This is a genomic window from Acidimicrobiales bacterium (assembly GCA_016716005.1).
Classification (GTDB): domain Bacteria; phylum Actinomycetota; class Acidimicrobiia; order Acidimicrobiales; family JADJXE01; genus JADJXE01.
The window spans coordinates 105,434-130,266 of the sequence record JADJXE010000001.1 but is presented as its reverse complement, the minus strand read 5'-3'; the positions used below and the strand labels follow the sequence as shown (position 1 = coordinate 130,266).

23 protein-coding genes are annotated in these 24,833 nt (G+C 74.7%); 6 read left to right on the top strand and 17 right to left on the bottom strand.

Features of this window, described 5'->3' with window-relative positions; genetic code table 11:
• Positions 1–5 precede the first annotated feature (5 nt).
• The 7 genes from IPM45_00665 to IPM45_00635 form a co-directional block, all read right to left on the bottom strand.
• A complete protein-coding gene (locus IPM45_00665; protein ID MBK9178079.1) occupies positions 6–500 on the bottom strand; it encodes a hypothetical protein in 495 nt (164 codons plus the stop codon).
• Positions 493–972, bottom strand: a complete 480-nt coding sequence (locus IPM45_00660) for a hypothetical protein (protein ID MBK9178078.1) — start codon at positions 970–972, stop codon at positions 493–495. The genes IPM45_00665 and IPM45_00660 overlap by 8 nt, the downstream gene beginning before the upstream one ends.
• 80 nt (positions 973–1,052) lie before the next feature.
• Positions 1,053–1,583, bottom strand: coding sequence for a hypothetical protein (locus IPM45_00655; GenBank protein MBK9178077.1), 531 nt, complete (start codon positions 1,581–1,583; stop codon positions 1,053–1,055).
• An 81-nt stretch (positions 1,584–1,664) separates the two neighbouring features.
• The gene (locus tag IPM45_00650) at positions 1,665–2,171 is read right to left on the bottom strand and encodes a hypothetical protein (protein MBK9178076.1); all 507 of its coding nucleotides are present in this window, start codon (positions 2,169–2,171) and stop codon (positions 1,665–1,667) included.
• Between the two features lie 30 nt (positions 2,172–2,201).
• A complete protein-coding gene (locus IPM45_00645; protein MBK9178075.1) occupies positions 2,202–2,714 on the bottom strand; it encodes a hypothetical protein in 513 nt (170 codons plus the stop codon).
• Between the two features lie 36 nt (positions 2,715–2,750).
• Positions 2,751–3,317 (bottom strand): acyltransferase, encoded by a 567-nt coding sequence (locus IPM45_00640; GenBank protein ID MBK9178074.1) that lies wholly within the window; start codon positions 3,315–3,317, stop codon positions 2,751–2,753.
• 149 nt (positions 3,318–3,466) lie between these two features.
• The gene (locus tag IPM45_00635; GenBank protein MBK9178073.1) at positions 3,467–3,763 is read right to left on the bottom strand and encodes a hypothetical protein; all 297 of its coding nucleotides are present in this window, start codon (positions 3,761–3,763) and stop codon (positions 3,467–3,469) included.
• 364 nt (positions 3,764–4,127) lie between these two features.
• Between IPM45_00635 and IPM45_00630 the strand changes: the two genes are divergently transcribed.
• Positions 4,128–4,703 (top strand): hypothetical protein, encoded by a 576-nt coding sequence (locus IPM45_00630; protein MBK9178072.1) that lies wholly within the window; start codon positions 4,128–4,130, stop codon positions 4,701–4,703.
• Positions 4,704–4,804: 101 nt separating this feature from the next.
• Entirely contained in the window at positions 4,805–6,319 is a 1,515-nt protein-coding gene (locus IPM45_00625) for a carboxylesterase/lipase family protein (GenBank protein MBK9178071.1), read from the top strand.
• Positions 6,320–6,410: 91 nt separating this feature from the next.
• Here IPM45_00625 and IPM45_00620 read toward each other — a convergent pair whose 3' ends face one another.
• Positions 6,411–8,279: an ABC transporter ATP-binding protein gene (locus IPM45_00620; GenBank protein MBK9178070.1), complete on the bottom strand. Its 1,869-nt coding sequence runs from the start codon at positions 8,277–8,279 to the stop codon at positions 6,411–6,413.
• Positions 8,276–10,057 (bottom strand): ABC transporter ATP-binding protein, encoded by a 1,782-nt coding sequence (locus IPM45_00615; protein MBK9178069.1) that lies wholly within the window; start codon positions 10,055–10,057, stop codon positions 8,276–8,278. Before IPM45_00615 ends, IPM45_00620 begins: the two co-directional genes overlap by 4 nt.
• A gap of 95 nt (positions 10,058–10,152) precedes the next feature.
• Between IPM45_00615 and IPM45_00610 the strand changes: the two genes are divergently transcribed.
• The gene (locus tag IPM45_00610; protein MBK9178068.1) at positions 10,153–11,358 is read left to right on the top strand and encodes a cytochrome P450; all 1,206 of its coding nucleotides are present in this window, start codon (positions 10,153–10,155) and stop codon (positions 11,356–11,358) included.
• Between the two features lie 139 nt (positions 11,359–11,497).
• Positions 11,498–13,030 carry a hypothetical protein gene (locus IPM45_00605; protein ID MBK9178067.1) on the top strand — a complete coding sequence of 511 codons (1,533 nt, stop codon included), beginning with the start codon at positions 11,498–11,500 and terminating at the stop codon, positions 13,028–13,030.
• Between the two features lie 359 nt (positions 13,031–13,389).
• On the opposite strand, the gene IPM45_00600 is transcribed toward IPM45_00605, so the two are convergent.
• From IPM45_00600 to IPM45_00585, 4 genes are all read right to left on the bottom strand, one after another.
• On the bottom strand, positions 13,390–13,941 hold the full coding sequence (locus IPM45_00600; protein MBK9178066.1) for an SDR family oxidoreductase: 552 nt from the start codon (positions 13,939–13,941) through the stop codon (positions 13,390–13,392).
• Complete coding sequence (locus tag IPM45_00595) at positions 13,929–15,086, bottom strand: cystathionine gamma-synthase (GenBank protein MBK9178065.1); 1,158 nt, start codon at positions 15,084–15,086, stop codon at positions 13,929–13,931. The genes IPM45_00600 and IPM45_00595 overlap by 13 nt, the downstream gene beginning before the upstream one ends.
• Entirely contained in the window at positions 15,083–16,450 is a 1,368-nt protein-coding gene (locus IPM45_00590; protein ID MBK9178064.1) for a cystathionine beta-synthase, read from the bottom strand. The genes IPM45_00595 and IPM45_00590 overlap by 4 nt, the downstream gene beginning before the upstream one ends.
• 352 nt (positions 16,451–16,802) lie before the next feature.
• Positions 16,803–18,770, bottom strand: coding sequence for a hypothetical protein (locus tag IPM45_00585; protein ID MBK9178063.1), 1,968 nt, complete (start codon positions 18,768–18,770; stop codon positions 16,803–16,805).
• Positions 18,771–18,853: 83 nt separating this feature from the next.
• Here IPM45_00585 and IPM45_00580 point away from each other — a divergent pair, with 83 nt between their 5' ends.
• On the top strand, positions 18,854–20,230 hold the full coding sequence (locus IPM45_00580) for an FAD-dependent oxidoreductase (protein ID MBK9178062.1): 1,377 nt from the start codon (positions 18,854–18,856) through the stop codon (positions 20,228–20,230).
• A gap of 6 nt (positions 20,231–20,236) precedes the next feature.
• On the opposite strand, the gene IPM45_00575 is transcribed toward IPM45_00580, so the two are convergent.
• Positions 20,237–20,800 carry a hypothetical protein gene (locus tag IPM45_00575; GenBank protein ID MBK9178061.1) on the bottom strand — a complete coding sequence of 188 codons (564 nt, stop codon included), beginning with the start codon at positions 20,798–20,800 and terminating at the stop codon, positions 20,237–20,239.
• On the bottom strand, positions 20,797–21,981 hold the full coding sequence (locus tag IPM45_00570) for a hypothetical protein (protein ID MBK9178060.1): 1,185 nt from the start codon (positions 21,979–21,981) through the stop codon (positions 20,797–20,799). The genes IPM45_00575 and IPM45_00570 overlap by 4 nt, the downstream gene beginning before the upstream one ends.
• Positions 21,982–22,008: 27 nt before the next feature.
• Here IPM45_00570 and IPM45_00565 point away from each other — a divergent pair, with 27 nt between their 5' ends.
• On the top strand, positions 22,009–22,779 hold the full coding sequence (locus tag IPM45_00565) for a VOC family protein (GenBank protein MBK9178059.1): 771 nt from the start codon (positions 22,009–22,011) through the stop codon (positions 22,777–22,779).
• An 81-nt stretch (positions 22,780–22,860) separates the two neighbouring features.
• Here IPM45_00565 and IPM45_00560 read toward each other — a convergent pair whose 3' ends face one another.
• Together IPM45_00560 and IPM45_00555 are read right to left on the bottom strand one after the other, a co-directional pair.
• Positions 22,861–23,673, bottom strand: a complete 813-nt coding sequence (locus IPM45_00560; GenBank protein ID MBK9178058.1) for a crotonase/enoyl-CoA hydratase family protein — start codon at positions 23,671–23,673, stop codon at positions 22,861–22,863.
• A 47-nt stretch (positions 23,674–23,720) separates the two neighbouring features.
• Positions 23,721–24,818: a cysteine--tRNA ligase gene (locus IPM45_00555; protein MBK9178057.1), complete on the bottom strand. Its 1,098-nt coding sequence runs from the start codon at positions 24,816–24,818 to the stop codon at positions 23,721–23,723.
• Positions 24,819–24,833: the final 15 nt, after the last annotated feature.

Below are 24,833 nucleotides of genomic sequence, written 5' to 3'. Positions count from 1 at the left end.
CGCTCTCAGCCGCTGGGCTGGACCGCCTGGGGGCAGGTGTCCATCACCCAGGCGTTCACGGTGTCGTTGGCGGCGTTGATGTCGGGATCCTGGGCCAGCTCCTGGAAGCCGGGCTCGGTCGAGAAGGCGTCGGGATCGAAGCCCGAGTCACCGGCCAGGGCGTAGATGTCGGCGATGCCGGCCACCACCACGGCGTACTCGTCGGCGATCTCGGCCGGCGCGACGGCGAGGGCCTCCTGGGAGAGGCGCAGGCCCTCTGCCAGCGACTCCTCCACGCCGGCGGCGTCGGTGGCCGTGCCCAGGCCGTCGGCGGCGTCGGCGGCGTCGAAGTAGAACCCGCAGAAGTCGCTCGCCTCGCCGGCGACCGAGGTGTCGCTCGCGCTGTCGGTGGTGGCGTCGGCACCGTCGTCGTCATCGCCGCAGGCACCGGCGAGCAGCGCGACGGCGACGGCGAGGCCGACGACCGCCCACCGGGGTCGGGCGGCGCGCAGGCTAGCCACCGGTGGTGTCGGTGGAGCCGCCGTCCGAGGGGAGGCCGCAGTTCTGCTCGTCGTAGGCGGTCACCCGGTCGCCGGCCTCGGTGACGGCCTCGTCCTGGCTGATGGCCAGGAAGTCGCTGTCCTCGCTCATGGCCGCGATGTCCCAATCGGTGGCGTCGCCGATGTCGACGACCTGACCCAGTGCGTCGGTGAGCGTCTGCACGTCGGCTTGGATCTCCTCGGGCGCCACCTCAGCGGCCTGCTGGGCCAGGTCGTACTGCTCGTTCACCAGGCGCTCGAACTCGGCCGGGTCGCTGGCCGTGCCGGCCTGCTGGCCGATGTCGTCCAGCTGCACCGCCAGGGCGCAGTACTCCTCGACGGACCCGCCGCCGGCGTCGTCATCGTCGCCGCATGCGGCCAGACCGCCGACCGCCAGGGTGCCGGCGAACAGCAGGGCGAGGCCCCTGCGGGGAGCGGAGAGGTGCGGGGCCATGCGGGCCACCTTCCAGTCGGGGAGCAGGACCCGCAGAGCCTAGGCGGCGCCACGGCCACTGGCCGAGATGCCCCGGGGCCTCACGGGATCAGGCCGCACTCCGCGATGTCGAACGTCGTGATCCGGTTGAGGGCGTTGGGCGTGTCGCCGGCCACCAGCAGGCTGCGGAAGGCGGGATCGGCGACGGCGGCCCCGTAGTCCCAGTCCGCGGCCTCGAGGGCGTCGACCAGCTGGCTGAAGTTGTCCGCGACCGTCGCGTAGTCGGCGGCCAGCTCCTCGGGGGCGACCGCGGCCGCCCGCCGGGTCGCGTCGTACTGGGCCGTCACCACGGCCTGCACCGCTCCCGGGTCGGCGGCCTCGGGGTTGTTCCCCAGCAGCGTGTCGGTGTCCCTGCGGGTGGCCTGCAGTGCCGTTGCGGCCTCGCAGTAGTCGGCGTAGGCGCCCGAGAAGGTGGTGGCCGTGGTGGCCGTGGTGGTCGACGTCGCGGGCGCCGCGGTCGTGGTGGCCGAGGTGTCGTCGTCGTCGCCGCACGCGGCCAGGGCGACGACGGCCAGCGCGCCGACGACCAGGGCCGCACCGAGCCGACGGATGCGCGGTCGTGCTGTGGTCATGAGTCCTCCGGTGGGGGTCGCACCCTGGCAACCGGGCGACCGTACGCACCCCCCGCGCGGGGGGCAAGGCAGGCCTGCGGTTCACGCCCCGCAGCTCGACGCCACGAAGTCGTTCACCTCTCCCTGGGCCGAGGTCATGGCCGGATCGGTGAGCACCTGCCGTGCCTCGGGTGACGACAGCACGGTGGCGTCCCATCCGTTGGCCGCCAGGAGCCCGGAGATGGCATCGGTGCCGCCCACCAACGTGGCGATGGCCGCCTTCACCTCGGGCGGGGCGAGGGCCTCGGTCTGCGCCTCGGCGTCGAGGTAGGCCCGCCAGGACGCCTCGAGCGCCTGCGGGTCGTCGGAGCTGACGTTGGCGATCCGCGCCGACGCATCCTGCAGCCGCACCAGCGATGCGCAGAACTCGGCGTGCTCGAGGCTGTCCGGCCCGGCGGCCGCGACCGTGGTGCTGGACCCGGCCTCCGAGGTGGGGACGCTGCTCGCCGCCGGCGCGGACGCGTCGTCGTCGCCGCAGGCGGCCAGGCCCAGCACCGACAGGACCGTCGCGGCGGCCACCAGCGCGGCCCGGCTGTGACGCAACGACACGCTGCACCCCCCTCGTCGAAGGGGCCGATGCTAGGTGGCCGAGGTGGTGGCGGTGGGCGCGGCCGACGCCGGCGGGGCGCTGGGTCCGGGCGGGCACTGGCGGGCGACCGCGTCGGCCACCAGCGCGTCCGACCGGGTGTAGTCGGGGTCGTCCCGCACGGCCGCGAACTCGGGGTCGCCGGCGGCCGCCTCGGGATCCCAACCGTGCCTGGCCAGCACGTCGACCAGGCGCTCGGTGCCGTCGCGCAGCGTGGCCAGGTCGTCGGCCACCTCGGTGGGAGCGCCGGGCTGTGCCGCTCGAACCGTGTCCTCCGCCGCCCGGTAGGCGCGCTCGAGACCGGCCGGCTCGGCGGGATCGGCCGCGGCCACGGCGGCACCGGCGTCCACCATGGCCCGGGCGCGCTCACACCAGGGGCTGGCGGGCTCCTCCTCGGGCCCGGAGCAGCCCGCGGCCAGCGCGAGGGCGGCGACCAGGGCGAGGCAGCGCGCGGCCGGCCGCCCGACCGGGCGCGCACGCCCGAGCTGGGACGCAGGTCGCAACATGGGGGGCCTCCTCGGCGAGGTGGACGGCCGGGGAGGCTACCCGGCGGACCCGGCGGGCTGGATCCAGCCCGCCACGGGATCCCACCGGCGCACCACCCGGGCCGGCACGCCGACGACCACGCTCCGGTCGGGCAGATCACCGGTCACGACCGACCCGGCGCCCACCACCACGTGGTCGCCGATCCGGGAGCCCGGCAGGATCACGGCCCCCGTGCCCAGCCAGCTGCCCGACCCGATGTGCACGGGCTCCTCGCCGGCGTGCTGGACCCCGATCGGGAGGTCGACGTCCCGGTAGTCGTGGTTCTGGTCGGTCACGTAGATGTGCGGTCCGGTCCAGACGTCGTCGCCGATGACCACCTCGAGGTGGGCCACGATGCTGCTGCCGCGGCCGATCACGCAGCGGTCGCCGATGACCAGGACGGGGTCGGTGACCATCTGCTGGCCGGGCGCCATCCCCACCGACAGCGCCGAGTGCGGCCCGACGATCGTGCCCGCGCCGATGCGCATCCAGCGCTCGCCGAAGAGCGCGTCCCACGGGAACACGATGGCGCTGCCGTCGCCGAAGGCGCCGAACCGGCGGGCTCGGCGACTGCGCGGGCCCATGGAGCCGAAGCGGATCGCCTCGTCCCAGCCCCACTGCACGACCCCGCCGACGAGGGCGCGGAGCGCGGGTGGGAGGCGATCGGGCATCGCCGCAGGCTAGCGCCGCGGCCGACGCCGTTCCCCGTGCGGCTGGTCGGCCCGACGCTCTGCTACTCGATCCACAGGGTCTCGAGGAGCACCACGGTGGCGAACAGCGCCGGGAACACCGACAGCGGGAGCCACAGCAGGGTCCACCGCTCGTGCGTGGACTTCGCGACGACCGCCAGCGCGAGGGCGACGAGCGACGCCAGCAACCCGCCGATCAGGGAGTAGCCGGCGAGGTACCCGATCCACGTGTCGCTGATGGCGTCGTCGCCTCCGATCGCGTACGCCACGGCGAGCATCGCGTACGACACCACGATCACGACCACGACGGCCGCTGCGAGTCCGACCGCCCACCGGGCCACGCGACCATGCGCGGGACCCCCGGAGACCGATGCGTGCCCTGGAACGGGAGCAACAGCCACCGATCCCACCTCCTCTCACCCACCTCTCGCGGGTCTCACGTTCGGTGAGAGCGGCACGTCCTTCCACCAACAGTGTGCGCTCGATCCTCCAGGAGCGACAGGGGGGGAGGACCCGCCGGAGCGGCTGCGACCGACAGGTCGGGGCGGGCACGGCCGACCGTGCCGATGAGATCGACCGGCTGGAACGAGATCCTCACCGTCCACGTGCCGGCCGCCGCACCGGCCGTCGGACCCGGGCAGCCGCCGACTGGCCGAGCCACCGCCGGTGCGGGACGCTGGTGGGCGCGCACTCGAGGTGGAGGGCATGACGGAGCAGGGTGACACCATGCCGGTGGTCGACGGTCCGGACGACGAGCCCGGTTCGGTGCGCGCCCCCCGCTCCCGGTGGAGCGCGATCGGGAAGGTCGCGGCCGGCGTGGTGATCGCCGGCTTCACCGTGATGTGGCTGTACGCGGCGTCTCCCTGGTCGCGCCGGGAGCCTCCGGCCACGCTCGACCACCCGGCGTACGCCGAGCAGGCCCAGGCCGTGTGCGAGGAGGCGCTCCGGCCCCTCGACGACCTGCCCTTCGCGTCCGAGATGGGAAGCCCCCAGGAGCGGGCGGTGCTGATCGACCGGGCCAACGAGGTGGTCGGTGAGCTGATCGTGCGCCTCCGCACCATCGAGCCGGTGGGCGCCCACGACCAGGAGCTGGTCGACCAGTGGCTGGCCGACTGGGACGAGTACCTCGACAACCGCGAGGCCTACGCCGACACCCTCCGTGCCGGCCGCGACGAGCCCTTCCGGGTGACCGGCTACGACGGCGAGCCCCTCGACGGCAGCATGAACTGGTTCACGCAGGTGAACCTCATGCCGGCCTGCGCGACGCCCGGCGACGTGTGAGGCGAGGGCGTGGCCTCCTTCCTGGAGCGACGCCCGCCCCGGTTCACGGGCCGCTGAGCAGGGCACCGAGCGGCCGCCGGGCCGGCCGGTAGCCTCACCCCATGGACGCACCGGTCGTCGACACCGCCTGCGGCCGCCTCCAGGGCCGACGCGACGGCGCGCTGGTGGTGTTCGCCGGCGTCCCCTTCGCGGCGCCGCCGGTGGGCGAGCGGCGGTTCCAGCCGCCCCAGCCGCCCGCACCGTGGGCGGGGACCCGTCCGGCCCGTGCGTTCGGGTCGGCCGCGCCCCAGAACCCGTCGATGATCGAGCGCTTCGTCGGCTCGCGGGGCGGCGGGACGAGCGAGGACTGCCTCAGCCTCAACGTGTGGACACCCGGCTGCGACGATGCCCGCCGCCCGGTGATGGTGTGGATCCACGGAGGTGCCTTCCTCACCGGGTCCGGGGCGGCACCGTGGTACGACGGCGCCTCGCTGGCCGCCGCCGGCGACGTGGTCGTGATCACGGTCAACTACCGGCTGGGCGCTCTGGGCTTCCTCCACCTGGCCGAGCTCGGGGGCGAGCGCTTCGCCGGCTCCGCCAACGCCGGCATCCTCGATCAGGTGGCCGCCCTGCGCTGGGTGCACGAGAACGTCAGCGCCTTCGGGGGCGACCCCGGCAACGTGACCGTGTTCGGCGAGTCCGCCGGGGCCATGAGCGTCGGCACCCTCCTCGGGCTGCCGGCCGCCGCAGGGCTGTTCCGGCGGGCCGTCCTGCAGAGCGGCGCCGCCCAGAACGTCCTCGGCCCCGAGGCGGCCACCCGCACCGCCCGCCTCGTGCTCGCCGAGGCCGGCGTCGACCCGCACCGACCGGCCGAGCTGCTGCACCTCCCCGTCGAGCGGCTCCTGGCCGCGCAGGCCGCCGTCGTCGCCCACGGGGGTGCCGCGACCCTCCCGTTCCAGCCGGTGGTCGACGGAGCGACGCTCCCCCGGCCGCCCGCCGACGCGGTGGCAGACGGGTCGGTCGCCGGGGTGTCGGTGCTGCTCGGCACCACGCTCGACGAGATGCGCCTGTTCACGGTGCTCGACGCGACCCTTGCCGACCTCGACCACGACGCGCTGGTCGAGCGCTGCCGCCCGTTGTTCGGCGACCGGGCCCACGACGCGGTCCGCACCTACGTCGACAACCGGCCGGCCGCTCCCCCGGCCCAGGTCTGGTCGGCGATCCTCACCGACCAGGTCTTCCGGCAGCCCGCGATCCGCCTGGCCGAGCGCCAGGCGGCCCACCAGCCGGACACGTGGATGTACCTGTTCACCTGGCCCTCGCCGGCGTTCGGCGGGGCGCTCGGGGCGTGCCACGCGGTGGAGATCCCCTTCGTGTTCGACAACCTGCACCAGCCCGGCGTCGAGCTGTTCACCGGCGACGGCGAGGAGCGGGCTGCGCTGGCGACCACGACGCGGGACGCCTGGCTCGCCTTCGCCCGCACCGGCGACCCGAACCACGCCGGGCTGCCGGCCTGGCGACGGTACGACCCGGCCGAGCGGTCCACCATGCTGCTCGGCCTCGACCCGGCGAGCGCCGACGACCCCTTCGGCGACGAGCGGCTGCTCTGGGCGGCAGCCGCTGGGGCGGCCCGCTGAGCGCTGGTCGTTCTTCGGCCGTCTCACCACCGCCAGGGTGGTCGATCGGCCAGAGAACCCCGACCCCGCGGGCGGTCTCGCCGACGGTCCGCTAGATCCCGGGCGGCGATGAGGCCGGCATCGTCGTGCCATGCCTCCACCCCGCCACCAGCTCCGCGTACACGCCGCCGGCAGCGACCAGCTCCTGGTGCGAGCCCAGCCCCACGAGTCGCCCCTCGTCGAGCACGGCGACCAGGTCGGCCCGCTCGGCCGTCGCCAGCCGGTGGGCGATCACCACCGACGTCCTCCCCCGCGCCAGGCTCTCCAGCGCCCGCTGGATCCGCACCTCGGTGGCGGGGTCGACTGCGGAGGTGGCCTCGTCGAGCACCAGGCACGGCGGGTCGGCGACGTAGGCCCGGGCCAGGGCTACCAGCTGGCGCTCGCCGGCCGACAGCCGATCACCCCGCTCGCCCACCTCGGCGCCGAGCCCGCCGGGCAGGCCGGCGAGCCACTCCTCGAGGCCGAGCTCCACGAAGGCCAGGCGGACGTCGTCGTCGTCGGCCCCGGGGCGCCCGTAGCGCACGTTGTCGCCCACCGTGGTGGCGAACAGGAACGGCTCCTGGGGGACGATGACGAGCGACGACCGCAGGGAGTCGGTCGCCACGTCCCGCAGATCCACACCGGCCACCAGCACCCGGCCCTCGTCGGGGTCGACGAGCCGGGTCAGCAGCCGGGCCAGCGTGCTCTTGCCGGACCCGGTGGCCCCCACAACGGCCAGGCGGGTGCCGGCCGGCACGACCAGGTCGAGCCCCCGCAGGGCCGGGGCGGGCGAGCCCCGTGCGCCGCTGCGGGGCGGGTAGGTGTAGGTGACGACCTCGAAGACGAGTGCCGGCGGCCCCGGCGGCAGCACGACGCCCGGGTCGGGCTCGACCACGTCGACGGGAGTGTCGAGCACGTCGAGCACCTTCCGCCAGCCGGCCACGGCGGTCTGCGTGTGGTCGAGCAGGTCGGTGAGCTCCGCGACCGGCTCGAGGAACAGCTGCACGAGGAACACGAACGCGATCAGGCTCCCGGGGGTCAGCCCGCCACCCGGGCCCAGGGCAACGCCCGTCACGACCACGGCGGCCACCGCCAGGGCCGCGAACAGCTCGCCCGAGGGGAACAGCACCGCCGCGATGCGCGACACGTGGATCTGGGCCGCCCGCTCGGCCCGCAGCGCGCCGACGACGTCGTCGGTGGTGCGCTGGCGCAGGCCGTAGGCACGCACCACGGCGGCTCCGCCGATCACCTCCGACACCGCGGCGAGCACGTCGGCGATCCGGTCGCGGAGCTGGTCGTAGCCGGCCACCAGCCGGCGTTGCAGGACCCGCAGCACGATGCCCAGGGGGAGCACCGCCAGCACCGCGACCGCGGCCAGTCGGACGTCGTAGACGAGCATGGCGACCAGCACTGCGAGCATCACCGCTGCGTTCACGAGCCAGGCCACGCCGCCCCACGCCAGGAACTGGCTCACCGACTCCACGTCGCTCGTGATCCGGCTCACCATCACGCCGCGGCGCTCCTCGCTGTGATGGGCGAGCCCCAGCCTGAGCAGATGCCGCTGCGCACGGGTGCGGAGCCCCCACAGGGCGGCCTCGCCCGTGGACGCGAGCCGGCGCTGGGTCGCCCGGTTGGCGGCCGCGGCGATCAGGACCACGAGCGCGCCCAGCCCTCCGAGCAGCGCGATCACCCCGGCTCGAACCTCGTCGGCGGCGATGCCCCGGTCGATCATCTGCTGCAGGAGCACCGGCGTCACGACCCGGCCGGCCCCTCCGACCAGGGCCAGGGCCACGGTGCCGCCCAGACCGTGGCGCAGCTCGGGGCTGGCGCGCCAACCCCGGCGGAGCACGTCGAGGGCCCGCAACCCCTCACGGGCATGGCGATCCTCGGCGATGCCGACCGCGTCCTCCGCCACCTCGTCGGCCGACAGCACCCCGGTCATCGGTGACGGTCCCGCTGGTAGGCCTCGACCAGGTGGCGGTAGGCCGGCACCTCCTCGAGCAGCTGCTGGTGGGGACCCCGTGCCACGAGCCTGCCCTTGCGGAGGAACAGGACCTCGTCGGCCAGGGCGATCGCCGCCGCGCGCGAGGCCACCAGCACCACGGTGGGGCCACCGGGCCGGGTGAGCCGGGACAGGATCCTGCCCTCGGTCACCGGGTCGACGCTGGAGGTGGCGTCGTCGAGCAGCAGGAGCCCGGGCGTGCGGGCGAGGGCGCGGGCCAGTGCGATCCGCTGGCGCTGACCGCCCGACAAGGTGGCGCCCCGCTCGCCCAGCCGGGTCGCGGCCCCGTGGGGCAGGTCGGCGACGAACCGGTCTGCGTCGGCGCGCCGCAACGTCTCCACGATGCCGGCGGGAGCGAGCGTGCCGGCCACGTCGACGTTCTGCGCCACCGTGCCACCGAAGAGGAACGGGTCCTGGAAGGCGATGGCGACCCGGCCCGCGCGGTGCACCGGGTCGAGCCCGTCCGCTGGTGCGTCGTCGAGCACGACCCGCCCCTCGTCGGGCGCCAGGAGCCCGGCCAGGACGAGCAGCAGCGTGGTCTTGCCCGCTCCCGTGGGCCCGACCAGCGCAACGGTGGCACCGGGTCGGACCGTGAACGAGACGTCGGCGAGCACCGGGCGGGCGCCGCCGTGGGCGACCGTGACCCCCTGCGCCTCGACCCGCGCCGGGGCACCGGCACCGGCACCGGCACCGGCCGCCTCCGGCGCCCCGGCCTCCGGTCGGGCGGGCAGGGCGAGGATCGCCTCGATGCGGTTCCACCCGGCCACCGACCGGGGGAGGTCGCCGAGCACGAACCCGATGAGCCGCAGCGGCCAGATCATGAGCGTGAACAGGCTCACCGCCCCCACCAGGGTGCCGACGGTGACGGCGCCCTCCTGGATGCGCCACGCGCCCACCACCACGACCAGCACGGTGGCCAGCGCCGGCACCGCGTCGAGCGTGGCCTCGAACCCGGCCCGCAGGTGCGCCACGTGGACCTTGGCGTCGCGCAGGTGGCCCGCCCGGTCGGCGAAGCGCTCGGCCTCGCGCTCCTCGGCGCCGAGCACCTTGATCACCAGCGCCCCCTCGAGGCTCTCGTGGGCGGCCGCGGTCACGCTGCCCACCAGGTCCTGGGCCCGCTCGGCCGGCGTCGCGACGCGACGCTGGTACACCACGTTCACCGCCACCAGCGTGGGGAACACCACGAGGGCGACCAGCCCCAGCACCCAGTCGCTGGCGAACAGCCAGGTCGCGGCCACGACCACCAGCACGACGACGCCGGTCGCGAACGGCAGCGGGCCGAGCACCTCCGTGGCCGCCTCGGGATCGGCGTGGGCATGGGCGAGCAGCTCCCCGGACGGGCGCTCCCGCAGCCACGCGAGGGGCTGGGCCTGCATGCGGTCGACGACCTCGCCGGCCAGCGTCGTGCGGACGCTCGCCTGGGCGATCGACGCAGCCGTGCGTCGCAGCACCACCCCTGCCGCCCGCGCGACGCCCACGCCGACGATGGCGGCCGCCGCCAGGGCCGCCGATCGCGCCGAGAACGCCCCGCCGTCGAAGCGGGGGGTGATCACCTGGTCGACGATCCGCGCCAGCACCGCGGAGGTGGCGACCGACGCCACCGCGTACACGGCGGCGCCGAACACCGCGACCAGGAACGGCACCGGGTGCAGCGCGACCTCGCGCCGGACGATGCCCAGGCCCCGCCGGAGCATCGCGGCGCCGGGGGTGGGATCCACGGGCCCATGATGGCCGACGGCCCGGTACGGGCGACCCCGCATTCGGCGGGCTGCCATGCTGGAGTGAGCGGCCCGTGTGCGGCCCGGGGGGACCGATGGACGACGGCTGCGACTACGACCCGTTCTCCGCCGAGGTGCGGGCCGACCCGGCTCCGTACCTGCGCCACCTGCGGGAGCGCTGCCCGTTGCACCGCACCGAGTTCGGGGAGCGTGGCTTCTACACGGTGAGCCGCCACGCCGACGTCACCGAGGTGCTGCGGCAGGCCGAGCTGTGGTCCACCCGGTGGGGCCCGGGGCCCGAGCACCAGGCCCGCCGGGGCGACGGCATGCTCCTCAACGCCGACCCACCGCTCCACGCCACCCAGCGACGCATCGTCAACGTCGCCTTCACCCCACGGATGGTGGCCGAGCGCGAGCCGAGGATCACCGCCATCGCCGCCGAGCTGATCGACGGCTTCGCCCACCTCGGCCGGGCCGACCTGGTGGAGGCGTTCGCGTACCCGCTCCCCGTCATCGTCATCGCCGAGGTGCTGGGGGTGCGGCCCGAGCACCGGGCCACGTTCAAGCGCTGGTCCGACGACATCGTGGCCGGCCTCGGCGCGCAGCCGGGCAAGGCCGAGGGCGCGGTGCGCGCCTTCGCCGAGTTCGGCGAGTACTTCGCTGCCCGCATCGCGGACCGCCAGGAGGCGGTGGCCCGGGGCGACGCCCTCCCGGACGACCTGGTGTCGGGCCTGGTGACCGCCTCGTACGAGGGCCGCACGTTCACCCTCACCGAGATGCTCGGCGTGCTGGTGCAGCTGCTCGTCGCCGGCAACGAGACGACCACCTCGCTCATCACCAACCTGGTGTTCCGGCTGCTCGAGCACCCCGACCAGCTGGCCCGTCTCCGCGAGCACCCCGAGCTGGCCGAGCAGGCGGTGGAGGAGAGCCTGCGCTACGACGCGCCGGTGCAGGGCCTGTTCCGAACCAACACCGCACCCACCACGCTGTGCGGTGTCGACCTGCAGCCCGACACCAAGGTGCGGGTGATGTTCTCGTCGGCAAACCGCGACGCCACCGTGTGGGAGCGGCCCGACGCGTTCGACATCGGGCGCGACCTGACCACCCTGAAGCGCCACTACGGCTTCGGCTTCGGCGTGCACTACTGCCTGGGCGCGCCCCTCGCCCGCCTCGAGGGCCGCATCGCCGTCCGCCTCCTCCTCGACCGCCTGCCCGGGCTGCGCCTCGACGGCGAGCCCGTCCTGGTGGAGCCGTTCCTGTTCCGCGGCTTCACCCACTTCCCGGTCGCCTGGGAGACCTGAGCCCTCGCCCCTCGCCCGCCACCTCGCGTGGTTGCGCTCCCACCTAGCGTGAATGGTGCGGATGCATCATGGCAGTGACCACGCCGAGTGGTACGAGGGAACCTGGAACCGGGCCGTGTGCGGCTCCAGGAGGCCCTCTATGCGTCACCACCCCATCTTCGGCGGCACCGGCCTCGTAGCCGGCACCCTCCTCGTGCTCACCCCCACACCCGCCAGCGCAGGCGCCACCCCCCCGCTGCGGCTCCCCCCGCCGGCCACCGCCACCACCCCCCGAGCCGCCGCCACCCTCAGCTGGGCACCGGCCCCCGACGCCGTCGCCTACCAGGTCTGGATCGACGGCCAACTGGTGGCCACCACCACCGACCCCGCCTGGGCCGGCGACCTCCCCGACGGCACCCACACCGTCGTCGTCGTCCCCGTCCACGCCGATGGCACCACCGGCACCCCCCTCGCCTTCCAGGTCCTCACCACCACCACACCCACGCTCGGCGCCCTCACCCTCGTCATCGCCATCTCCACACCTTCTCGCCCGGTCATCGTCAACCCCCTCACCCCGCCAGCGCCACCGCCCCCACCTCCCCCTACCTACGTCGACTGCACCGGCATGACCACCGGCGACGACCAGTTCATCGGCACCGACGCCCGCGACCGCTGCGACGGCCTCGCCGGCAACGACATCATCCACGGCGACGCCCTCGGCGCCCCCGGCACCAGCGACGACCACCTCATCGGCGGCCCCGGGGGCGACCAGATCTACGGCGACGGCTGGAGCCAAGGCGGCTCCGGCAACGACACCATCGACGGCGGCGACGGCGACGACTCGCTGTACGGCGACACCTACTACGGCCCCGGCTCCGGCAACGACGAGCTTGATGGGGGAGCGGGAGACGACTACCTCTATGGGGACGGCCGCGACGCCGGATCCGGCAACGACATCATCGACGGCGGGCCCGGTGCGGACGTCATCAGTGGCGACAGCGTCTACGGCAACGGATCCGGCAACGACACGATCACCGGCGGCGACGGCGACGACATCATCTACGCCGACACGTCGGGCACGCACGCAGACCCGCCTACGGGCTCGGGCGACGACTGGGTCGACGGCGGCAACGGCAACGACCGCATCTGGGGCGACAGCGTGACCGGTCCCGGCACCGGCAACGACACCATCTACGGCGGGCCCGGCGACGACGACATCTGGGGCGACAGCGAGTACGGGACCGGATCCGGCAACGACACGATCTTCGGCGGCGACGGCTATGACGACATCGACGGTGGCGGCGGGAACGACACCATCGACGGCGGAGCGGACAACGACTACCTCTGGGGCGGGACCGGCGACGACACGATTCTCGGCGGCGACGGGGACGACACGCTGCGCGGGTACGACGGCAATGACACCTTCGACGGCGGACCCGGCAACGACGACATCGCCGGTGGCGACGGGAACGATGTGATCGACGGCGGCGACGGCAACGATTACCTCGTCGGCAACTACGGCGACGACATCGTTCGGGGTGGGCCCGGCGACGACATCGTGTACGGCCTCGACGGGCAGGACATGCTCTACGGCGGCCCCGGCTCCGACAAGTTCCGGCCGGAAGAGTACGCAGCCGGTGAGGTGATGGACTACAACCCGGGTCCTCCGGACTTCGACTACCTCGGCACCTGAAGCCCGGGCGGTGATCAGCGCGGCCCCGGCCCTGTTGCCGGGGCCGTTGCGCGTGAAGACGCTTCCGCGGACACGTTCTCGATCTCCTCGATCAGGAATGCTGACCGGCGCCCCCGACCGGCCGAGGAGCCTACGGGCCCGCAGGCGACGTGCCCGCAGGCTGCGGCGGTTCTCCTCCGAGCTGGCCCGGGCCCGGCTCGGCGGCACACGCGACCTCGAGGTGTGACGTTCACCAGCTGGGACGAGGCCGCCCGAGCTCGAAGCGGTGCTCCTCAACGGACCCGCCCGGGCCCGTCGGATCGGGAACGAGCGGGCTTCCGCGGAAACGTTCTCGACCCGTTCGATCAGGAATGCCGCCCTCAGCGATCGTCGTCGGCGGGGTGGTGGCGGCCGGCCATGGCGTGGAAGCCGCCGTCGGCGTGGACGATCTCGCCCGTCACCAGCCGGGCCATGTCCGAGAGCAGGAAGCAGACCACGTCGGCCACGGGCTCGGGGTCGTCGGGATCCCAGCGCAGCGGCGCCGCGCTCTCCCACGCCTCGGTGAGGTGGTGGAAACCGGGGATGCCCGACGCCGCCCGGGTATGCAGCGGGCCGGCAGCCACCAGAGTCACGCGGATGCCGGCCGGACCGAGGTCGCGTGCGAGGTAGCGAGCCGTGGAGCGCAGCGCCGCCTTGCACACGCCCATCCAGTTGTGGGTGGGCCAGGCCCGGTCGTCGGCGTCGAAGTCGAGGCCCACGATCCCCCCGCCGTCGGGGCCGGTCCCCACCGACGTGAGGATGGAGGCGAGCGCCGAGAGGCTCCAGGCGCTGGTGCGGAAGGCGAGCTCGACGGCGGCGGGCCGAGCGAGGTGGGCGGAGCGGTCGGTGAGCCTCGCCGGCCGAGCGACCTCGAGACCGGTCAGGTCAGGAATGCGAGGGCCTGGTGCAGGTCGGCGAGCAGGTCGTCGACGTCCTCCAGGCCCACCGACAGCCGCACCAGCGACGGGTCGACGGCCACCGGCGAGTCCGCGGTGGACGAGTGCGTCATGCGGTAGGGGTGCTCGATCAGCGACTCCACCGCCCCCAGCGACTCGGCCAGGGTGAACAGGCGGGTACGCCCGCACACCGCCACGGCCGCCTCCTCCCCCGCCCGCACCGTGAAGCTCACCATGCCCCCGAACCCCCGCATCTGCTTCTGGGCCACGTCGTGGTTGGGATGCGAGGGCAACCCCGGGTAGGCCACCGACCCCACCGCCAGGTGGGCCGCCAGCCACTCGGCGATCAGCCCCGCCGACTCGCTGTGGCGGTCCATGCGCACCGCCAGGGTCTTCACGCCCCGCAGCACCAGGTAGCAGTCGAAGGGCCCGGGCACGGCGCCGACGGCGTTCTGCAGGAACCCGATCCGCTCGGCCAGCGCATCGTCCGACAGCGCCACGAAGCCGCCAACCACGTCGGAGTGACCGCCGAGGTACTTGGTGCTCGAGTGCACCACCACGTCGGCCCCCAGCGCCAACGGCTGCTGCAGGTACGGCGTGGCGAAGGTGTTGTCGACCACGCACCGAGCCGCGCGCTCGCGGGCGAACGCCGACACGGCGGCGACGTCGACGATGCCGAGCGCCGGGTTGGTGGGAGTCTCCACCCACACCAGGCGGGTCTCGTCGCGCCACGCCGCCTCCAGCGAGGCCCGGTCGGTGAGGTCGGCGGTCGAGAACGTGAGCCCGGCCGGGGCCAGCACCCGGGCCACCAGCCGGTAGGTGCCTCCGTAGGCGTCGGCCGAGAGCACCACGTGGTCGCCGGGCGACAACGTGCGCAGCACGGCGTCCTCGGCGGCCAGCCCGGAGGCGAACGCGAACCCGTGGGAACCACCCTCCAGCGAGGCCACGCACGCCTCCAGCGCGGCCCGGGTGGGGTTCCCCGAGCGGCCGTACTCGTAGCCCGCGTGCTCCCCCACGGCTCGCTGGGCGAACGTCGACGACGTGACGATCGGTGGCACCACGGCGCCGGTGGACGGATCGGGGTCCTGGCCGGCGTGGATCGCCCGGGTGCTGAAGCCGAGCCCGGCGCCCGGTCCGGTCACGGCGTGCGCTGGGCGAGGAAGCCCAGCACGTCGGACCGGGTGAGGATGCCCACCGGGTGCCCGGCGTCGAGCACCAGCACCGCGCCGCCCTCGCCGAGGCGGTCGACCACGGACTCGACGGGCTCGCCCGCCCCCACCATGGGGAGGGGCGGCTCCATCACGTCGGCCACCGGCCGCTCGAGCGCGCCGGGGTCGCGGACGGCCAGGTCGAGCAGCGACCGCTCCCGCACCGAGCCGGCCACCTCGGCGGCCGCCAGCGGCGGCTCGGCCTTCACGACCGGCAGCTGCGACACCTCGAACTCCTGCAGCAGGGCGATGGCGTCGCGCACCAGCTCCTCCGGGTGCACGTGCACGAGGGCGGGCAGCGCCGCCCCCTTCCGCTCGAGCACGTCGCCGGCGGTCTGCTCGCCCAGCCGGAGGAACCCGTAGTCGGCCATCCACCCGTCGTTGTACAGCTTCGACAGGTAGCCCCGGCCGGAGTCGGGCAGCAGCACCACCACGACGTCGTCGGGCCCCAGGTCCTTGCCGACCTCCAGCGCGGCCCACAGCGCCGTGCCGCACGACCCGCCCACGAGGATCCCCTCCTCGCGGGTGACCCGCCGGGCCGTGAGGAACGAGTCGCGGTCGCTGACCATCACGACCCGGTCGATCACCGAGGGGTCGTAGGTGTCCGGCCAGAAGTCCTCGCCGACCCCCTCGACCAGGTACGGCCGCCCGCTGCCCCCCGAGTACACGGACCCTTCGGGATCGGCCCCGATGACCTGCACGGCGGGGTTCATCCGCTTGAGGTACCGGCCCGCGCCGCTGACGGTGCCGCCCGTCCCGATGCCGGCCACGAAGTGGGTGATGCGCCCCGCGGTCTGCTCCCAGATCTCCGGGCCGGTGGAGGCCTCGTGCGAGGCCGGGTTCACCGGGTTGTGGTACTGGTCGGGCCGGAAGGAGCCGGGTATCTCGCGGGTGATGCGCTGGGCGACCGAGTAGTACGAATCGGGGTGGTCGGGGGCCACCGCCGTGGGGCACACGATCACTTCGGCGCCGTAGGCCCGCAGGAGGGCGACCTTCTCCTGGCTCATCTTGTCGGGCATGGTGAACACGCAGCGGTAGCCCCGCCGGGCGGCCACGATGGCCAGGCCCACCCCGGTGTTCCCCGACGTCGGCTCCACGATCGTGCCGCCGGGACGCAGGAGCCCCTCGCGCTCGGCCGCCAGCACCATGGCCAGCGCCGGGCGGTCCTTCACGCTGCCGCCCGGGTTGAGGTACTCGAGCTTGGCCAGCAGGTGGCAGCGGAGGTGGCGCGCCGTGCGGTCGAGCCGCACCAGCGGGGTGCCCCCCACGAGGTCGAGCAGCGAGTCGGCGACCTGCATGGGGGGGCCCGGGTCGCTGAGGGCCCGCACCTCCACGCCCGCGAGGGGGCCCTCGGCATCGGGCGCCTCGTCGCTGTACAGCACGACGGGGAAGCCCAGCACCGACAGCTCGGCGGCCACCTCGGCCGCCACCGCCGCCGGCCCGACCACGCCCACCTCGCGGGGCAGGTGCGAGCGCAGGTCGGCCACCAGGCCGGGATCGAGGTGCGCCGTCGACGTGCCGGCCAGGTGGAGCGCCCGCACGCGGAGACGCTCGGGCACCGGGGCATCGCCCACCACCACCAGCACGTCCACGGCAGAACCCTACCTGGCTGGTCGGGATTCTCCGTCAGGCCCCACGATCGGGCCCTCGCTACGGAGCCACGTCCTGCGCGCTCACGGTGGAGCTGTTCCCGCCGAAGTCGACGATGGTGAGGTCGACCGCCACCTGCGTCCCCGACGGCACCGGCTCGAAGCCGTACTGGAGGTTCGGCAGGTCGGCGAAGAGGCCGACGTCGTTGGTGGGGATCCACTCCGACGAGCCGTCCGGGTACACGTTGAAGATCACCGGGATGATCAGCCCCTGCGGGTCGGCGTAGAGCTCACCGTACGAGCCGGTCTCGGGGTCGACCACGTAGTACGTCTCCTGGAGGACGTCGCCGGTCTCCGGGTCGACCACGATCGAGAGGGACACGTCCTGGTAGTTCTCTGTGCCGATGTCCTCGGGCGCGAGGTAGAAGAGCGGCACGTCGACGGTCGCCAGGCCGGACTCGGGCTCCTCGCTGAGGCTGAAGTACGCCTGCGAGGTGTCCTCGCCGTCGGTGATCGTGAAGTACGTGAGGTCGTAGATCCCGGCGGCCAGGCCGGAGCCGTCGGTCGACCAGTCGGCCGGCTCGTCGCCGTAGTACACGAGCGAACCGTCGTTGGCGTCGAGGTAGCCGTACTGGATGTAAGCCTCGGCGATGTTCGGCTCGGCGGCCGGATCGAACGAGCCGGCCAGGTTGAGCCCGTCCGCGTCGAAGAAGTAGTCGGCCAGCCCGTCGGGGTTGAGGAACTGGGGCAGCGCCTCCGCGGGGATCTCGTCGCCCGCCTGGAAGTAGGCGCCGAGCAGCTGCACCCAGCCGGCGGCTGCGGCCACGGCCTGGTAGTCGCCGTTCGCGGCCTCGGCCGTCGGCGGGAAGTACACCGACAGGCCGGTGGCCGCCTGCGTCGCCGGCCCCGCGACCGAGTACACGACCGCGTCCTCGAGGGCCGCCAGCACCTCGGCGGCACCGGTCGAGCCGCCCCCCGACTCCTCCAGGCCCTTGGCCAGCCCGCCCAGGTCGGTCAGGTAGCTGTCGAGGGTGGGGTCGGGGTTCGCGCCGAACCCGAGCGTGCGGGTGCGCACCGCACCCAGCGCCGGCGCGACGGTCGCGATGTCGCCGGCTGCGTCGACCGACAGCCCGCCGACGGCCTCGTCGAGCGCCGGCACCTGGGACAGATCGACGAGGGACAGGGTGATCTCGGCATCCTGGCCCTCGGCGACGCCCTGGGCGAGGAAGCCGTCGGCCAGGGCCGTGCCCAGGGTGACGGCGTCGGCCGACGGGTCGTCGGCGAGCACCTGCAGCGAGGCGTAGTCCCAACCGTGCCCCGGCTCCAGCTCCTGCGACGCCAGCAGGTAGGAGGCGTACGGCTGCGCCGTGGCCGCGACCTCGTAGGTCGCCATGAGGCACGCGTCGAAGCCGAGCAGGTCGAAGGAGGCGAGCCCGGCGCGCTGCAGGCCGTCGGCCAGGGCCTGGTCGAGGTCGGCCAGGTCGAGCACGTCGCCCGACGACTCGTCGGGCCCGACGCCGGGCCAGCCGGCGCCGTGGTCCCACAGCACCAGGGCGTAGTGCTCGGCCGGGTAGTTGGTGACGCCGTACTCGATGAAGTCGGCGAGCGTCGCCGGGTCGCCCATGTCGAGCTCGCCCAGGTCGTCCTTCTCCACCAGCTCGCCCGGCGCGACCTCGACCAGCTTGCTCGACGTGAACTCCGGCAGGTTCAGCACCTCGCCCTCGGCGTAGCCCTCGGCCCGGTCGACCAGGCTGACGATGTTCAGCCCGTCCTGGGACCCGACCTGGGCCATCTCCATGAGGTCGAGCAGGGCGAAGGGCTCCAGGTCGGTGTCGGCGATCTGGTACACGAGGAAGGTCCAGCCGCTGCCCGACTCGCCGGCGGCGCCGCCACCGGACCGGTCGGCGGTGTCCCCCGGGGCCGCCGTGTCGGCGGTGGCGTCGCTGCCGGCCGTGTCGTCGTCACCCCCGCTGCACGCCGCGGCGAGCAGCAGGAGGGCCGTCAGGACGGCGACCAGTGGACGGCTCATCGCTCGCATGTCACTCCCCCTCGCCAGCGGGTTCGGGCGTCGGGCCCGCCACGCGGCCTGCGCACCCTAGCCTTGGCCCCGCCATGGATCACCGCGACCGGAGCCTCTGGCTCGCCACCGTTCCGGGCTCGCTGGAGCCCCGACCCCCGCTCGACCGCGACCTCGACGTCGACTTGGCCGTGGTGGGTGGCGGCTACACCGGGCTGTGGACCGCGCTCGAGCTGCTCAAGGCCGAGCCGTCGGTCCGCGTGGCGCTGGTCGAGAAGGAGATCTGCGGCTTCGGCGCGTCCGGCCGCAACGGCGGCTGGTGCTCGGCGCTGTTCGCCCCCGAGCTCGGCGCGCTGGCCCGCCGGCACGGGCGAGAGGCGGCCCTCGCGCTCCACCGGGCCATGACCGCCACCGTCGACGAGGTGGGTCGCGCCGCGGCCGAGGAGGGCATCGACTGCCACTTCGCCAAGGGCGGCACCGTCACCCTCGTGACCGCTCCGTCCCAGCTGGCCCGGGTCCGGGCCAGCGTGACCGAGGCCCGCGAGCTCGGCGTGCCACACGACGACCTGCGCTGGTTGGACGCACCCGAGGCCCGCCGCGAGGTGGCAGCTGACGGCGTGCTCGGGGCGGCCGTCACCCCGCACTGCGCGGCGATCCATCCGGCCCGCCTGGCACGGGGTCTCGCCGACGCGGTGGCGCGCCGGGGCGGCCAGGTGTTCGAGGCGACGCCCGCCCTCGCCATCGAGCCCCGCTCGGTGCGCACGCCCGGGGGCACGCTGCGAGCCGACGTGGTGGTGCGCGCCACCGAGGGCTACACCACCACGCTCCCGGGCTTCCGGCGCGTCCTCGCCCCCCTCTACTCGCTGATGATCGCCACCGAACCGCTGCCCGACGCCTTCTGGGACCATGCCGGGCTGGCCCGCCGGCAGACGTTCAGCGACGGGCGACACCTGCTGATCTACGGCCAGCGGACGGCCGATGGCCGCTTCGCGTTCGGCGGTCGCGGGGCGCCCTACCACTTCGGGTCGCGGATCGACCCCCGCTTCGACCGGGAGCCGCTGGTCTTCGCGGCCCTGCACCGAACCCTGCTCGGCCTCTTCCCGGGCCTCGACGGCGTGCGGATCACCCACCAGTGGGGCGGGCCGCTCGGCGTGCCGCGCGACTGGCACAGCTCCGTCGGCCTCGACCGGGCCACCGGGACGGCGTGGGGAGGCGGCTACGTGGGCGACGGCGTCGGCACCGCCAACCTGGCCGGCCGCACCCTCGCCGACCTGATCCTCGAGCGCGACACCGAGCTGGTGCGGCTGCCGTGGGTGAACCACCGGTCACCGAGGTGGGAGCCCGAGCCCCTGCGCTGGCTCGGGATCTCGCTCGGCCTGTGGCTGTCGGCGGCGGCCGACCGGGAGGAGTCGCGCACCGGCCGCGCCGCCGGGTGGCGGTCGCAGCTGATCGATCGCGTCACCGGCCACTGACCGCCGTCACAGGGTGGTGACGCCCCGGTGGACGAGGTCGGCCCCGGCCACCATCAGCCCCGCCGCCGCGAACCGGGCCGCGGCCCGCAGCAGCCGGGCACCGGGCGCCGCCGCCCGCCACCGGCCGCCCGGCCCGCACGCCGCCGCCGTCGCGGCGATCACCGCGGTCAGGGCGAACCCCGCCGCCGCCCCCTGGTCGGACCCGTAGGCCACGGCTGCGACGGCCAGGGCCGGCGTGACGAGGAGCGGGAAGCCGAGCGGCACCAGCCCCTGCGCCCACCCCGGCCACCGGGCCGCCACGGGGAAGGGCTCGGGCGGGTCGAGCAGCAGCAGCCGAGCGCCGACCAGCAGCAGCACCGCCCCCGCCCCCCACCAGAAGCTCGAGGCGCTGATCGACAGCGCGTCGAGGATCGGGCCCGAGGCCCCGGCCAGGGCCACGGCGACGGCACCGGCCGCCAGCACCCCGAGGACCCGGGCGACGCTGCTGACCCCCGATGGCGGCTGGGCCAGCCAGACCACGGGCGGGTTCACGACCGCCACGGCGACCAGCACCAGCAGCGCCGCGCTCACGGGCGCCGCTCCGCATCCGCCAGCGGCTCGCCGCCGGCCTCCAGGGCGGCCAGCAGGGCGGACAGCGCATGCTGCTGGTCGTCCATCCTCGTCGCCCCCCGGTAGAACCAGGCGCCCTCCGCCAGCCGCGGGTCGGCGTCGCCGGCGGCGTCGGCGGCGCCGATCTGGCGGTCGGCCAGGAGATCGGCCGCGCACCCGAGCCGCTCGGCGAGGAGGGGCTGCAGGTCGCGCAGCCGGTCGTCGCGGCCCGACAGCCGCCACAGGGCGCCCAGCGCCTCGCCCACCGTGCCCAGGCCACCCCCGCGGGCCGGATACCAGCGCACCCAGCGGTTGAGCCCCTCACCGGTGCGCTGGGCGTCGCCCCGCACCATCAGCCCGAACCGCCCGGCCAGCACGGTCGCGTAGGCCGCCTCGGCCTCCGACAGCGGGAGCGTGGCCGGCTCGGCCAGCCCGTAGGCGGCCCAGTGGTCGGGGACGCCGGGCACGAACCCCTCGAGGCGATCACGGTCCTCGGCCAGGTAGCGGGCCGCCGCCCCGGCGGGCTCGGCCCACCCTTCCCGTGGCAGCACGCCGGCCGCCAGCGCCAGGGCCCAGAAGGCCTCGCCGGTGAAGTACTTGGAGGTCACCCCGGGCACGGGCCGGCCGGTCGCGTCGCTCCACCCGGCGAGGAACCCGCCGTCGTCGCGCTGCTGGCCGACGACGAACCGCCCGAGGTCGCGCAGCAGGCCGTCGTGCTCGGGCTCACCGGTGGCCTGGCGGCGCAGGGCGAGGCCGGCGAGCAGCAGGGCGCTGGCACCGAGGGGCACGTCGCCGCCGTCGCCTCGGAGGGCGAGGCCACCGTTGGCCGGCACGAGACGGTCGAGCATCCACGCCAACCCCCGGTCGGCCGCCGCCAGGGCGGTGGGGTGGCCCGCCGCGGCCGCCTGGTACAGGGCCATCGTGACCCCGGCGTGGCGGACCACGTTGTAGCCCGGCACCACGCCGCGCCGGCGGTCGTACTCGTACACGTACGTGCCGTCCGGCCGTTGGGCCCGCTCGATCCACCGCACCGCGGCCAGCGCGGCCCCCCGGACGGCCGCAGGGTCGGCCGGGCCGCAGCGCTCGGGTGGCAGCACCACCGTGAACAGCACCACGCCGCCGACCACCCACACGGCGACCGCCCCCAGCAACCGGCGACCCACGGGTGGGCACCCTGCCACACTGGCCGGGTGCGCCTCCGCCAGACCGTCCTCGCCGCCCCCGACCTCGAGCCCGCCGTCGAGGCCCTCCGCGCCGTGCTCGGCATCGAGGTGGGCTTCCGTGACCCCGGCGTCGCGGCGTTCGGTCTCGTCAACGCCGTGCTCCCCGTGGGGGACACGTTCCTCGAGGTCGTGAGCCCGACCCGGCCCGACGCTGCGGCGCAGCGGTTCCTCGAGCGTCGGGGGGCGGGCGGCTACATGGTCATCTTCCAGACCGACGACCCCGAGGCGGTGCGGCGGCGAGCGGCCGATCTGGGCGTGCGCGAGGTGTGGCACGGGGCCTTCCCGGCGACCGCCGACGAGCCCGAGATCGAGGGCACGCACTTCCACCCGGCCGACATCGGCGGCGCGATCGTGTCCGTCGACCGGGCCCGGCCGGCCCCGTCGTGGCGATGGGCCGGGCCCGCCTGGACGGCCGCCGTCCGCACCGAGCGGGTCACCGCCATCGTGGCCGTGGAGCTCCAGGCGGCCGACCCCCACGCTCTGGCGAGCCGCTGGTCGGCCGTGCTGGGCGAGCCGCCGGTCGACGGCCCCCAGGGGCCCGAGCTGCGGCTGGACGCCTCGTCGGTGCGGTTCGTGCCGGCCTCCGACGGGCGCGGCGACGGCCTCGGTGGCTTCGACGTGGCGTGCCGCGACGTGCCGGCCACCCTCGCCGCGGCCCGGGCCCGCGGCCTGGAGGTCACCGGCGATCGGATCGACCTCTGCGGTGCCCGGGTCGCCCTCGTCCCCGCCGACCGCTGAGGATCCCGCGTCCTGGGCCCGAGCTGCTCCCCCTCACCACCGAGCTCCTCCGCACGGGCCGAGACCCGCCGCCCGGGGCGATCAGCTCGGGTCGGCGAAGACGGGCTCGCGCTTCTCGAACGACGCCATCACCGACTCGACCTGGTTGGGCGAGCCGATCAGCCCCGAGATCGTGCGCTCCTCGGCCTTGAAGCCGTCGGCCAGCGACACCTGGCCGGCCAGGTTCAGGAGGGCCTTCGCGCCCTGCACGGCTTGGGGGCTCTTGGAGGCCATCTCCCGGGCGAGGGCGGTGGCGTCGTCGAGGGGCGCCTCGCTCACCCTCGTCGCCAGCCCCAGCCGCACCGCCTCCTCGCCCGACACCATGCGGCCGGTGAAGGTGAGCTCCTTGGCCACGTCGAGGCCGACGAGTCGCGGCAGCATCTGCGTGCCCGTCATGTCGGGCACGAGGCCCCACTTCACCTCGAGCACCGACAGTCGGGCGTCGGGCGCCACGATCCGGATGTCGGCACCCAGGGCGATCTGCAGGCCCCCACCCAGGGCCACGCCGTGCACCGCAGCGATCACCGGCGCCGGCACCTCCTGCCACACCCAGGCGGCGTGCTGGCCCCGGTTGGTGATGCGGCCCTCGCTCGACCCCAGGTCGAGGCGCGGCGTCGACGGTGCCCCGCCCCCGCCGGCCATGGCCTGGAACGCACCGAAGTCGAGCCCGGCACAGAAGCCGCGGCCCTGGCCCGACAGCACGACCGCCCGGACGGTGCGGTCGGCCTTCAGGGCCTCGCCCACCTCGATGAGGGCGTCGAACATGGCCTGATCGAGTGCGTTGATCTTGTCGGGCCGGTCGAGGCGGACGTCGGCCACGCCCGCGTCGATCGTGCAGGTCACCCGGTCGCTCATGGCTGCCTCCTCGCCGGCGCGCCCCCCGGGGCGCCGCCCGGGGCACCCTAGAGCAGCGCCAGCACCTCGCCCACCAGGCGCGCCGCCGATCCCCCGGCCTCCTCGGCCACGTCGAGGGCACGCGTCACGTCGAGGTCGTCCAGCAGGGCCGCCGTCACGGCCTCGTCGGCCACCGGGACGCGCCCGGGACGGCCGGCGTGGACGGACAGGCGATCGACTCGATCGGCGGCCTCGTCGAGGTCGGCCTCGCGGAAGTCCCAGGGCTCACCCCACCGGCGCGACAGGATCAGGAGCCGGACGGCCTCCGGTGGCCAGCGCTCCAACAGGTCGTCCACGAACACCAGGTTGCCCGTCGACTTGGCGATCTTCTGACCCTGGTACCGCACGGTCCCCACGTGCATCCACGACCGGCTGAAGGGGACGACCCCCGTGACCGCCTCGGCCTGGGCGGCCTCGAAGGCGTGGTGCGGGAACGCCAGATCGGCGCCACCGCCGTGCAGGTCGAGCCCGGCACCCAGCGTGGCCAGGGCCATCGCGGTGCACTCGGCGTGCCAGCCCGGACGACCCGGGCCCCACGGGCTCGGCCACGACGGCTCGCCCGGGCCCGAGCGCTGCCACACCGCGGCGTCGAGGGGATCGTCCTTGGCGGGATCGTCGAGGTGCCCACCGCGCTCGGCAGCCAGGCCCAGGGCGGTGGGCCGGTCGAGGCCGGCCCGCTCGGCCACACCCGCCGAACGGAAGTAGACCGAGCCGTCCCGCTCGTACGCCGTCCCCAGCTCGACGAGCGCCGCGGCCAGGGCGACCACCTCGTCGACGAAGTTGTGCGACTGGGGCTCGGAGGTGGGCTTGGCCACCCGGAGCAGGCGCATGTCCTCCTCGAACCGGTAGGTCTCTCGGGTGGCCAGGGAGCGCCAGTCGACGCCCGATGCCCGGGCCTGGGCCAGCAGGTCGTCGTCGACGTCGGTGATGTTGCGACAGACCTCCACCTGGGCCCCGGTGAGGCGCAGCACCCGCACCGCGGCATCGGTCCACACGAAGGTGGCGGCATGGCCGAGGTGGGTCGTGTCGTAGGGCGTGATCCCGCAGATGTACACGCGGGCGCGCCCCACCACGGGAAGCGGTCGCCCGCCCAGACGGAGGCTCATGCGGGGATCGTAGGC

Coding starts and splice junctions, on each gene's coding strand:
- IPM45_00640 (MBK9178074.1), bottom strand. CDS start 3,317: ATGGGCCCGCGCAGTCGCCGAGCCCGCCGGTTCGGCGCCTTCGGCGAC.
- IPM45_00660 (MBK9178078.1), bottom strand. CDS start 972: ATGGCCCCGCACCTCTCCGCTCCCCGCAGGGGCCTCGCCCTGCTGTTC.
- IPM45_00610 (MBK9178068.1), top strand. CDS start 10,153: ATGGACGACGGCTGCGACTACGACCCGTTCTCCGCCGAGGTGCGGGCC.
- IPM45_00590 (MBK9178064.1), bottom strand. CDS start 16,450: ATGCAGGTCGCCGACTCGCTGCTCGACCTCGTGGGGGGCACCCCGCTG.
- IPM45_00620 (MBK9178070.1), bottom strand. CDS start 8,279: ATGACCGGGGTGCTGTCGGCCGACGAGGTGGCGGAGGACGCGGTCGGC.
- IPM45_00555 (MBK9178057.1), bottom strand. CDS start 24,818: ATGAGCCTCCGTCTGGGCGGGCGACCGCTTCCCGTGGTGGGGCGCGCC.
- IPM45_00580 (MBK9178062.1), top strand. CDS start 18,854: ATGGATCACCGCGACCGGAGCCTCTGGCTCGCCACCGTTCCGGGCTCG.
- IPM45_00605 (MBK9178067.1), top strand. CDS start 11,498: ATGCGTCACCACCCCATCTTCGGCGGCACCGGCCTCGTAGCCGGCACC.
- IPM45_00645 (MBK9178075.1), bottom strand. CDS start 2,714: ATGTTGCGACCTGCGTCCCAGCTCGGGCGTGCGCGCCCGGTCGGGCGG.
- IPM45_00655 (MBK9178077.1), bottom strand. CDS start 1,583: ATGACCACAGCACGACCGCGCATCCGTCGGCTCGGTGCGGCCCTGGTC.
- IPM45_00585 (MBK9178063.1), bottom strand. CDS start 18,770: ATGAGCCGTCCACTGGTCGCCGTCCTGACGGCCCTCCTGCTGCTCGCC.
- IPM45_00630 (MBK9178072.1), top strand. CDS start 4,128: ATGACGGAGCAGGGTGACACCATGCCGGTGGTCGACGGTCCGGACGAC.
- IPM45_00625 (MBK9178071.1), top strand. CDS start 4,805: ATGGACGCACCGGTCGTCGACACCGCCTGCGGCCGCCTCCAGGGCCGA.
- IPM45_00560 (MBK9178058.1), bottom strand. CDS start 23,673: ATGAGCGACCGGGTGACCTGCACGATCGACGCGGGCGTGGCCGACGTC.